This window comes from Kutzneria sp. 744, from assembly GCF_000568255.1.
Classification (GTDB): domain Bacteria; phylum Actinomycetota; class Actinomycetes; order Mycobacteriales; family Pseudonocardiaceae; genus Kutzneria.
Genome location: NZ_KK037166.1, coordinates 11,639,747 through 11,646,492, shown reverse-complemented (window position 1 = coordinate 11,646,492; position 6,746 = coordinate 11,639,747). Strand labels below are relative to the sequence as shown.

Genomic DNA, 6,746 nt, shown 5'->3' with positions numbered 1-6,746 from the left:
CAGCGTGCACGGGAGTTGAGAAATCCATGCAGGCGACTGCGGAGATCGACACCCACTGACAGGGATCTCGAGTCGCCACTGGCAGAAGCCTCGGGCTTAACGGTTGCTGCGCCATCGGTGTTGAACGCAGAAACTCTGTCAGTAGCGACCGCAGAAAAGATGTCGGCGATGGCATGCCAAGATCGTGCCGTCGAAGGTCGTGTGTGGAATCACGGGCGATTCCTACTTGTCGGCGACACTTCAGCCGGCATCATCTTTGTTGTCGTCGGCGCTGCGTAGACGGGCAAACTCTTCCTGCACGATCGACCATACGAGGTCTTCGCCGATCTCGTCGCGATCGAAGGTCTCGGTCCAGCCATATTGCGGCATTTCCTCGGCGGTGAGGTAGCCACGTTTGTGTCCGGCTAGCGTCCACAGCCGTACGAGGGTGGCACGCTCGACGAGCCAGGCTTCTTCGCCGGTCGCACACGGCAAGGTCTTGAACAGGGCCCACCCCTCCCTGTGGTGCGAGGCGATCCGATCCTGGCGCGTACCGATGTTCGCAATCCCCGGCTTCACCGCCTTAGCGCCCATGTGGATCACGACGTACACCAGGGACGGTGCACTGTAGTTGAAGCCCGGCTTCTTGCAATACCGGCAGCCGGAGCCATTGCGAACCTTGGCGTACTTGACCGAGACCTCCCGGTCGCAGGTCAGGCAGCAGCAACGCCACTTCGCCAACGCGCTGCGGTAGGGCTCCAGCGGCTCAAACCCCTGCTCCCGCATGAACGCAACCGCCAACTCGTGCGGGAAGCGGCGAGAATCGCCGCGCTGTAAAGCCGCGCAGTACCGGCATCCGTGTCCATCGCGCACCGAGTTGTACGACGGCGACACTTCCTTCCCGCACTTCTCGCACCGACACAGCCACTGTGCATTGGCGCCCGGGTAATCTACCAGTGGTTGCAGGCCAGCTGCGCGCAGCACGGCGGTAGCGGCCTCGGGATCCAGGCGGAGAGCGTCTCCGCGCCGGTTCTCCCAGCACCATCGGCAGCCGTGCCCGGCACGCACGCTGCTGTAGCTTGGCGCGCACTCGCGCTCGCAAGTTCCACAGCGGCATAGCCAGGGCTGATCGGCACCCGGATACTCCACCAGCGGCTCCAAGCCGCGCTTCCGCATCAGCGCCGCTGCGGCGGAGGGATCTACGGTTTTTCCAGAGCAGTACCGGCAGGCATCTTGCCCCTGCTTGATGCTGTTGTACCTGGGGCTCACCGTGCGGCCACACGCCGAGCATTCACATAGCCAGGGCTTGCCGGCGCCCGGGTAGTCGACCAGCGGCTCCAAGCTGTGCCCCTGCATGAACGCCGTAGCCGCGTCCGGGTCGAGCTGGAGTGCCTCAGAGATCCGTTGGAATCCGCACCATCGGCAGCCGCGGCCTGAACGCACGCTGCTGTAGCTTGGCGCGCACTCGCGCTCGCAAGTTCCACAGCGGCATAGCCAGGGCTGATCGGCACCCGGATACTCCACCAGCGGCTCCAACCCGTGCTCCCGCATCAGCGTGGCCGCCACGTCGGCGTCGAGCCGACGACTGACGGCGGCGTGGCGACGCCCGCACGGCAGGCAACCGGATCCGGTCGCTCGCACATAGGTGTAGCGGGGGGTGGTCTGCTCTCCACACGTCTTGCAGCGGCACAGCCACGGCTCGCCGGCACCTGGGTAGTCCACCAGCGGCTCCAACCCGTGCTCCCGCATCAGCGCCGCCGCCGAGGCGGGGTCCACAGTGTGACCCGAGCAGTACCGGCAACCGCCCCCGGCCTGAACACTGTGGTACGTCGGCGAAACCGTGCGCTGGCAGGTCGTACAGCGACACAGCCAGGGTTCCCCCGCACCTGGGTAGTCCACCAATGGCTCGAACCCCGCCGCGCGCATTACGTCTGCCGTCTCGGTCGGATCGAGTCGGTGCGCGGCCTCAGTTCGGCGACGTCCGCACGCCCGGCAGCCGAAACCCTGCTTCACATTGTCATAGGTCGGCGTCGATTCATGGCCGCACATCAAGCAGCGACATGGCCACGGAGTACCGGACCCCGGGTAGGGCGCCAGAGGTTCGTAGCCATGCTCGCGCATCAACGCAGCAGCCTTCTCGGGGTCCAAACGACGGGTCGCCGCACGACCCCGCGTGCCGCAGTGTCTGCAGCCGGATGAGCCGATGGACTTCACCGAGTGATACGTTGGCGTGACTTCCTCACCACAGCGAAGGCAGCGGCACAACCACTTCTTGATCGCCCCTGGATACGGCGCCAGCGGTTCCAGGCCCCGCTCGCGCATAAGGGCCGTTGCCTGGTCCGGATCGATGACCTGCCCAGCGCATACCCGGCACCCGTGCCCCTTGACCGCGGTGGCGTATCGCGGTCTGACCTCGGCCCCGCACCGCAGACAGCGACACAGCCACGGCTCGTTCGCCCCCGGATACGACACTAGCGGCTCGAACCCCTTGTCGCGCATGAAGTTGGCGGCGTCGCCGGGATCGATGAGTCGTCTTCCCATGGCCCGACATCAGATCACTAAACCTTGCAATCGAATGCCATTTGCGGCATGGCGTGTCGTGCACCTGCGCGCTTTGGTTCGCGGAGCGTTCGGGCTGTGGTCAGGCGCCGCCCGAGCCGGGCAGCGCCGTGGTCTTGTCAATGCCTGACGCGTCCGAGAGCACCAGGCCCGGCTGGTGGAGGTCTGTCTGTCGGCAGTTGAGCCGGGCCAGCAGCCGGCAGATCCTTCGTGCACCTGTCCGCAGCCGCATGGGCCGCGAATGCTGGGCGGATCAGGACCGTGGCACGAGGTAGGTTGACCACTGGCGGGCATCGGCACCGAGGACACCTGTGGTCCATGCACGGAAGTACAGTTCCTGCCACCGTGTAATCGACGCGCAGATGATCTCGTTCACCCGTGTCCTGGACTGCGCGTAGCCCGGGCCACCCATGGTCGCGAGGAGTGTCGGGTCGCTCTTCCAGACGAGGTTGTCCGTCGTGGTCCATAGTTCCCGGGGTGAGGGCTTGGCTTGCGGGCTCTCCGCGAGGGCGTCGAGGTTGTGAAAGCGGCCCTGGGTGCCATAGCGGTCCAGGGTTTCCAGCATTGCGGCCAGCACGCGGTCCTGGGCGACTTCGTCCAGCATCCTCCGGATGAGTGGTGCGACGCTGGACTGATCGGCATGCGATGCCATGTGCTCCCGGCACTTCCGATCGAGCAACACGACGCGGTGGCCCCAGGAGTCCTTCATGGTGGTTTTGTCGGGCCAGCAGCCGCTGTCTTGGATGCCCGCCATGCCCAGCGTCAGCTTGGTCGTCTTCTCGACGCCGATGGACAGGCACGCCAACAGCGGGTCAGCGTCGTGCGCCGCTGACTGGTAGCGCCCGAGCATTTCGACAGCGGTCTTTAGGAGACTGGCTGCGGCGTCCAGTTCGTCCACAAGCGCCCGCACGACGGGCAGCCTGATCCCACTGGAGTTCACCACTGGCCCATCATCGCAGGACCCCGACGTCATCTGGGGCCGTTGAGCGACCTGCGCCTCACACGTCCAGAATGTCCACGGTGTCGGGTATGAACTTCAAGCGGGCCGGCGCGATCCGCACCGAGGACCGCGTGGATGTCGTCGTGCACGCCAACGGGGATCCGGCGCGGGAGATCCGGCTGGCGCTGTTGCCGTTCCTCGTGGGCGGGGCGAAGCACCGCATGTCGTAGGTGCCAGCTCGCCGTCGGTCCGGGCGAGGTAACGCGGTTGCCCTACGAGCCGAAGAACCAGGTACAGCGGTGTCCACAGTGGAGGGGGCCATGGCCCGCACACCCACGCTCGCGCCGCGGGTGCTGTACGTGGCGATCCCAATGATCGTGACGATCCTGTTCGTGGCGGTCCTTGGGCTGCTCTTCCTGGCGTTGGGGCGACGGGAATCCGTGCTGCTCGGCGTGTTTGCCACGACGCGATCGTGGCGATCCACACGACGTCGAGTCGCCCTGACGCGAAGCGTCTGTGGGTGCTCGACGCCGAGGCTGCTGAGCCGAGGTCGCCGGTAGCCTGATCTGACGTAGACGCTCACGGGATGCCCTTCGAGACATCACGGGTGACGGCGACCGGGGAGACCATGGATTGGAAAGGCTGATTGCGGCTGGACCGGACTAGCGGTCAGTTCAGTCGGCCTTGGCAGGTGCAGCGGTCGTGCCGGCTGGTGCCCACGCAGCCGTCGAGGACCGTCTCGCCGGGGTCTGTGGACAACCTCGGTCTGGTGGATGATCGTGTTGCTCATGGACGGGGACCTGGTGATCCGCGGCGCCGACTCGGTCGAGGATGTCGTTGCCAGGTCCGGACATGACCCGCTATTCACCTGGGCTGCCGGGGCCCGCCGAGAGCGGTTCGGTTGGGTATGCGCCTATACGATCGGCCTGCTCAGAACCGACTTGTCGCAACGTGACCGGCTCATGGTCGCCGGCCGGCCAGAGGCCGTGGCCGCGCTGGCAAACCACGTCTGGGCCGAACACACCCGGCGGTGCGCCTGACCGGCGACGCCGAGCTGATCACCGCTGTCGCCCGGGTCCGGCCCGATCTGGGCGTCTCCGAGACGTTCGGCTGGATGCAGGTGGCACCGGAAACCCTGCGGCAGCCCCAGAAACCGATCGAGGCAGTGGTCGAGTGGCTGCCCGAACAGGCCGATACGGAGGTGGCGCGTCTGCTGGCGAACAGCTTCCCGGACGCCGAAGCCCAGCCGGGCGGCTGCGGCGTGCGCCGGTGGGCGGGCATCCGCGAGGCCGGCGAGCTGGTCGCGACGGCGTGCGAGGCGTGGTCCGCGCCCGACCTGGGCGTCATGGCCGGCGTGACGGTGGCCCGGCACGCGCGCGGCCGTGGCCTCGGACGGGCCTTGTGCGCGGCTGTGCTGACATGGCTGTGTGCCGAGCGCGGCCGCGTGGCCCTGATGGCGGACGCGGGGAACACCACCGCGGTGCGGCTCTACTAGGAGCTCGGCCTGAGCTGGCGCCCGATCCGATCCGGACGCCACCCCGACGTATCCCGCCCCGAGGACGCCGATCACGCGGTGAGCTGGTCCATCGTCCAGCCGCAGCGACCGACGAACTCACGCAGCCCCGATCCGGCGTCCTCATGCGGAGCCAGCCGACGCGCCAGCGTGCGGGTGTGGCGGTGGTGCTGGACCTCTTCGGGCGCGTGCTGCTCGGCCTCGAGCACCGAGTGGAGCGCGCCGACCTCATCGCGCAACGCGATCCGGACACGGGCGACGTCGGACAACGCTCGGCCACGTCGCTCCGCCAGCTCGCCGGGCAGCCTGTCCAGGCCCGGGCCGGCAGGATCTGGAGATCAAGCTGCCCGGCGGCCGACGGCCGCCGCTCAAGGACTGTCTGGACTGGACGGAACGCCGCGAACACCTCGGCGGCTCGCTACCCGCCGCACTGCTCCAGCACGCCGTCGACCGCGGCTGGTGGAACGCGGACCGGACCGCAGCATCAGGCCCTCGACGCCGAGGCCTTCGCGATGCTCGTGTAGCGGATCCCCTGTCGTGAGCCTGGTTGTGCTTTTGCGCTCGTTTGAGTGCTGTATTTAGTTGTCACTGACACTATAGTGATATTATCCAACTAGAGAGTACGCGGTGTCGGACGGACGAATTCCATGGCCACGGGCTCCCGCGCGGCCGCTCCCGACTGCTCCAACTCCACCGCCGCCTCACACGTAGGGGCCAGGACAGCGGGTCGATAGGTCGTTCAATCGATCACGCGGTGTTGCCACCGACTTTCCGCAGGCACCTCGGCCGACACCCTCAGGATCACGGTCCGTTCCATGCGCCGCCTGGCGGGCAGTTCGACAACCGACTCGAACAGCTACACGGCGCCCACAGGATATGCCGCAGCGCGGCGTTCCCGATCTACCAGCCACCAGGGCGGACATGTCTACAACACCACTCCCCCAACACCAGAACTCAGGTTGAAGGCAGCGCGTGCCAGGCGGTCAGTTCCGCCCCGTCGCCACAACAGCACCAGTCTCAATGCGGTGCGAATATGTACGCCTCAGCGATTTCGACGGCGAACTGGCATAGGCTGAGGACTCCCACTGGCCCGAACAGCACCGACTATCTACTGTGGACGCTCATTGATCGTTGGGTGCGCGCCTCCTCGTCTCCCGTATCCACCGTCGCCCGCACTCCATGGCTGCCGTGTAGGACGTTTCAGGCAAGCCAGCCATCAGCTAGCTCACCCGGTCTTCAAGTAGGACAGTCGTCAGGTTCCCGAATTCGCCGCCGGGCCGTCCGCCGCCGCGATCGTCCCTGCACACCAGCACCTCGTCCTCCCGATCGTCTTCCGAACCCCAAATGATCAAGGGTCAGCCGGAGTGAAAAGATCTCGCTCTCGCTGATGACTTTTCAGCGTGGGTGAACTTGAGAGGCGTGGGTTGGCGCTGGCAGTAGTGCGTGATCTGCGAGAGCTTCGATCCCCGCGCCGCCGACCGTTGGGGAGGACTCGTCCGATGAAGTGGAACCTGCGCCTGGCCGCCGCCAATCGCGGCATCTGGAAGGCCAGCAACCTGCGCCGCATGCTCGGCGACCGGGGCGTGGAGATGAGCGTGGGCAAGCTGTCCGGGCTGTGGTCCGGCCAGGCGTTCATCCTGCGCCCCGAGGAGCTGGACGTGTTCTGCGCCGTGCTCGACTGCCGGATCGACGAGCTGATCGAGGCCGAGCCGGACAGCGCGCCAGCCCCCGAAGTCGGCCGCCGAGCCGGGGCCG

General features: G+C 66.7%; 7 protein-coding genes. 4 read left to right on the top strand and 3 right to left on the bottom strand.

Annotated features, from left to right (window positions below; all coding sequences use genetic code 11):
- Positions 1 to 240: 240 nt before the first annotated feature.
- Complete coding sequence (locus KUTG_RS60370; RefSeq protein WP_157495483.1) at positions 241 to 1,713, bottom strand: hypothetical protein; 1,473 nt, start codon at positions 1,711 to 1,713, stop codon at positions 241 to 243.
- A gap of 1,078 nt (positions 1,714 to 2,791) precedes the next feature.
- Positions 2,792 to 3,448 (bottom strand): hypothetical protein, encoded by a 657-nt coding sequence (locus KUTG_RS52575; RefSeq protein WP_157495482.1) that lies wholly within the window; start codon positions 3,446 to 3,448, stop codon positions 2,792 to 2,794.
- Positions 3,449 to 3,567: 119 nt separating this feature from the next.
- On the opposite strand from KUTG_RS52575, the gene KUTG_RS60365 reads away from it, so the two are divergent.
- From KUTG_RS60365 to KUTG_RS52565, 3 genes are all read left to right on the top strand, one after another.
- Entirely contained in the window at positions 3,568 to 3,708 is a 141-nt protein-coding gene (locus KUTG_RS60365) for a hypothetical protein (protein ID WP_157495481.1), read from the top strand.
- Positions 3,709 to 4,251: 543 nt separating this feature from the next.
- Positions 4,252 to 4,518 carry a hypothetical protein gene (locus KUTG_RS52570; RefSeq protein ID WP_043727737.1) on the top strand — a complete coding sequence of 89 codons (267 nt, stop codon included), beginning with the start codon at positions 4,252 to 4,254 and terminating at the stop codon, positions 4,516 to 4,518.
- Positions 4,509 to 4,973 (top strand): GNAT family N-acetyltransferase, encoded by a 465-nt coding sequence (locus tag KUTG_RS52565; protein ID WP_052396494.1) that lies wholly within the window; start codon positions 4,509 to 4,511, stop codon positions 4,971 to 4,973. The genes KUTG_RS52570 and KUTG_RS52565 overlap by 10 nt, the downstream gene beginning before the upstream one ends.
- A gap of 71 nt (positions 4,974 to 5,044) precedes the next feature.
- On the opposite strand, the gene KUTG_RS52560 is transcribed toward KUTG_RS52565, so the two are convergent.
- Complete coding sequence (locus KUTG_RS52560) at positions 5,045 to 5,260, bottom strand: hypothetical protein (RefSeq protein ID WP_043727736.1); 216 nt, start codon at positions 5,258 to 5,260, stop codon at positions 5,045 to 5,047.
- Positions 5,261 to 6,490: 1,230 nt separating this feature from the next.
- Here KUTG_RS52560 and KUTG_RS52555 point away from each other — a divergent pair.
- The coding region (locus tag KUTG_RS52555) for a helix-turn-helix domain-containing protein (RefSeq protein ID WP_063753676.1) at positions 6,491 to 6,746 on the top strand (256 nt) is incomplete at its 3' end.